The organism is Mesorhizobium sp. M1C.F.Ca.ET.210.01.1.1 (genome assembly GCF_004791585.1).
GTDB lineage: Bacteria > Pseudomonadota > Alphaproteobacteria > Rhizobiales > Rhizobiaceae > Mesorhizobium.
In genome coordinates, this window is the sequence record NZ_SRUU01000074.1 from 1 (window position 1) to 3,379 (window position 3,379).

The window sequence follows — 3,379 nt, forward strand, 5'->3', positions numbered from 1 at the left end:
GCCGACAGATCCGTCAGGTCGCCAAATTGCACTACTATCCGCAGGGGTCAGACTGGAAGGAGATGATCGCTTGGAGATCGCACCAGGTGCATCGACAGGCAATCGAGGCGCTTGCGTCAGGAGAATAATCTCCCGAGGCTGAGTTTCGGAGGCATCGACATTCTCTGTGCCAGTGCCGGCATTTTTCCGCAGACCAAGCTGGTCGACCTCGATCCTGCCGAATGGGACCGTGTCATGGCGACCAACCTTAAGAGCGCCTTTCTCTCGTCAAGCCCTGCATCCTATCTATTTCGAGAAGGCGGCCAACGAGTTCCATGACAAACGCGGCGCCCAACCAGCTTCGGCAGACCGGCTTCACCTATTTGAAGGTGATCGGCTGGTTCGTTTTATCTCTCCACCATCCCTCGATGGCGCTCGCCTCATCCGGCTGCGACAATCGTCCGGGTTAAGGGCGAGGCTGCCATCGGGCAAGTAGACCAAGCCCGCAGGCGGCCCTATCTTCAGATCTCCGCGCCTTATCAGGGCGTGAAGGATGTCGAGAACAGTGTGCGTGGCATTTTGCGCGGCTTCGGGCTCAGGGTCGGCAAGACAACACCGCGCGACTTTGCTTGCCACATCCGTGAGCTGGTGGCTGGCCATCCGAACCTGAAAGACGGTGGCCACGGTGCTGCTTGCTGGCACGCCGTGCTACTGCGCGAGTTCCAGGCTCTAGAGAAAAGGTTCGCGCGCTGGTACGCCTTGATGCCACACTAGGCGGTTGATGTCGATGCCGGGAGTCGGTCCGATCGTGCCGCTCACTTATGCCGCTGCCATCGACGACCTCGGGCGCTTTCGCTCGTCGAAGCGGGTGGGCGCGCATTTCGGCCTGACTGCGAAGAGGTATCAATCCGGCGAGACCGACTACACTGCCGCATCAGCAAGATAGGATGCCGCAGTGCGCACGGCGCACTACGATCACATCATGCTGGTGAAGCCCGTCAGGGCTGCACGGAGCTGAAAAGCTGAGCGATGCGGATCGCCCGGCGGGCCGTGATGAAGAAGGCCAAGGTGGCGCTGGCGCGCAAGCTTGCGGTGATCCTGCACCGCAAGCTTGCCGATGGAACTGTCTTCAACGAGGCGGCCACGACGGTGACCGCAGCCGCCTGAGAAATTCGGGCGGGTTCACGACACCAGGACCTCCCGAAGCGAGGTCCCTTTGCCGGGACGATGGCTCAGGTCAGACCGCAACAGCCTTCGTGGCATCTCGATCACACGTCACTAGACTGGTCCGCCTTATCCTCTTCAAACCATCAGGTGGCGGTCGCGCACCGACCCCGTACAGAAGCAAGACCCAGCAACTGGACGACGCAAAAAGGGGTTGACCTGTCGAGGCCCGTACAGAAGGGGCTGTTACGATTCGGCAAATGTGGCAGGGTGGCGAATCACTTGCTGTGGCGAGGCATTGCCACGGCATGTTTGCCGGCCACAACATAGCAAGCGCTGCGGAAAAAACGACGTTGAGCCAAGATTCTGTCGTATGTTAGAGTAAGTGGTATGAACAAGCTAGACCGAATGGACTACCGATTCTGGATGTGCTCCAAGAAAACGGCCGACTCCCAATAAAGGTCCTTGCCGACAGGGTCGGCATTTCCGTTTCGCCGTGTTGGCAGAGGGTAAAAAAACTCGAAAAAGATGGAATTATCCGTCGTTACATCGCGGAAATAGCGATCGAAAAATTACAAAGTATTCAGGGTGTTTTGTCTAAAGTAGTCCTGTCAAGACAAAATCGAGACGCATTGGAGTTTTTCGAACGTCACGTGTGTGCCATTCCCGAAGTCGCAGAGTGTTATGAAGTAGTGGGGCATTTTGACTACCATATCAAATTTGTTGTTTCTTCAATTGACCGTTATACCGAGATCGTAGAAAGATTTCTGACCCCTGGATTTGGCGTTGAAAGGTATTTTACCGACATAGTGAGTCGGGTTGCCAAAGAGGATCGGGCTATCCAACTGCGCCGTTTTGGATAATCAATGTGCTGTAGTTTCGATCGCCCTTGCCGCTTCATCGAAGCGTTGCTTTGGATTGTGCGGACAGGAAGTCCGTAGCGCGACCTTCCAGCCTTCTTCGGGAGCTGGAACACCGTTTTCAAGCGCTACCGCGACTGGGTCAGAGCTGATGTCTTCATTCGGCTTTACGAGGCCTGTTCGGATGAACCGGGCATGGAACACGCCATGGTTGATGCCACCATCGTCAAGGTCACCGCCATGGACAGGGCGCAAAAGGGGGACTCAAAGCCACGCCATAGGCCGCTCCAACATGACAACCAAAATCCTGGCACTCTCCGATGCACTTGGCAATCTTGTGCGCTTTGTTCTTTTGCCCGGCCAACGGTTCGACACCGTGGGTGTCGCACCGCTCATCGATGGTGTCTGTTTCGGCGGCTTGGGCCGACAAAGCCTTCGACAGCAACACCATCATTGCCTTGAATGAGCGCGGCGCCAAGATCATTATTTCACAGCATTCACGTCGTACTTTTCCCCTGCCGCTCGACAAGGCACTCTACTAGTGGCGCCACTTGATTGAGAACTTCTTCGCCAAACTCAAGGAATTCAAGCGTATTGCTATGCGAGCCTACAAAACCGACCAGAGCTTCGCAGCCTTCATCAATCTCGCAGCCGCCGTCATAAACTCACGCTGACGCTCAACAAGCCTTAGTTTCCGTCCACAGTGTGCTGCAGCAAGCAGAAGGAGGTTCGATGGTGAACTGACAACATGCTGAGAAGCTGCGTAAAAGATGAAGGTAGGCCCCTCGGGATCGGCTTTCAGGAGCGGGTCTCAGGCCAGCCCAAGCTGCTGTGGTAGAAGAGCCATGATGTTTGATGACTGGGCAGACAGTGGACGCGTATTGGGGGCATGAGCCGGATGCAGGCTTTTGGGCGGAACTGCAGGAACCAGCTTCCTGATGCCAAGGGAGAAGCACAGGCGGCAAACCACCGTGAGGCGAGAGTACCGATGCAGGAAGCTGGGACGGACCGACCCGTAGTAGTGACGAAGGTCCCGTAAGTGGGCTGGAGCGAAGGAGTCGGTTCAGGTGGTCGTATTTTTCGGAACAACTGGAAACAGGATGACGACGGCGACCATGACAGACAAGCCGTTTAGCGGCTGGCCTACAAAGCGTTCAGATCCTCGAAAGGCGGAGCTGGAGTGGATGGGCAGACAATCGAGGCATTCGAAGCCGATCTGGAGGGGAACATCTACAAGATCAAGATTTCAGGATCACACGCTCAGGCACACGTATTTCATCTCTGTATAATCATCGATTCCGTATTTTGACCCTTCGCGGCCAAGGCCAGATTGCTTGATGCCACCAAAAGGCGCAACTTCCGTGGAGATCAGCCCA

General features: G+C 55.9%; 6 protein-coding genes. 5 read left to right on the forward strand and 1 reads right to left on the reverse strand.

Annotated features, from left to right (window positions below):
• Positions 1 to 111: 111 nt before the first annotated feature.
• The 5 genes from EN853_RS32860 to EN853_RS32880 all read left to right on the forward strand — a co-directional run bounded on the left by EN853_RS32860 (position 112) and on the right by EN853_RS32880 (position 2,545).
• Entirely contained in the window at positions 112 to 318 is a 207-nt protein-coding gene (locus EN853_RS32860) for an SDR family oxidoreductase (protein ID WP_245454717.1), read from the forward strand.
• Positions 315 to 449 (forward strand): hypothetical protein, encoded by a 135-nt coding sequence (locus EN853_RS35245; protein WP_281033641.1) that lies wholly within the window; start codon positions 315 to 317, stop codon positions 447 to 449. Before EN853_RS32860 ends, EN853_RS35245 begins: the two co-directional genes overlap by 4 nt.
• A 311-nt stretch (positions 450 to 760) precedes the next feature.
• Positions 761 to 925 carry a transposase gene (locus EN853_RS32865; protein ID WP_127863038.1) on the forward strand — a complete coding sequence of 55 codons (165 nt, stop codon included), beginning with the start codon at positions 761 to 763 and terminating at the stop codon, positions 923 to 925.
• A gap of 646 nt (positions 926 to 1,571) precedes the next feature.
• Positions 1,572 to 2,006, forward strand: a complete 435-nt coding sequence (locus EN853_RS32870; RefSeq protein ID WP_127863039.1) for an Lrp/AsnC family transcriptional regulator — start codon at positions 1,572 to 1,574, stop codon at positions 2,004 to 2,006.
• 317 nt (positions 2,007 to 2,323) lie between these two features.
• Entirely contained in the window at positions 2,324 to 2,545 is a 222-nt protein-coding gene (locus EN853_RS32880; protein ID WP_127863040.1) for a hypothetical protein, read from the forward strand.
• 710 nt (positions 2,546 to 3,255) lie between these two features.
• Here the strand turns inward: EN853_RS32880 and EN853_RS32895 are convergent.
• A partial coding sequence (locus EN853_RS32895) for an aldehyde dehydrogenase family protein (protein ID WP_135856025.1) occupies positions 3,256 to 3,379 on the reverse strand: 124 nt, incomplete at its 5' end.

Coding starts and splice junctions, on each gene's coding strand:
- EN853_RS35245 (WP_281033641.1), top strand. CDS start 315: ATGACAAACGCGGCGCCCAACCAGCTTCGGCAGACCGGCTTCACCTAT.
- EN853_RS32880 (WP_127863040.1), top strand. CDS start 2,324: ATGCACTTGGCAATCTTGTGCGCTTTGTTCTTTTGCCCGGCCAACGGT.
- EN853_RS32865 (WP_127863038.1), top strand. CDS start 761: ATGTCGATGCCGGGAGTCGGTCCGATCGTGCCGCTCACTTATGCCGCT.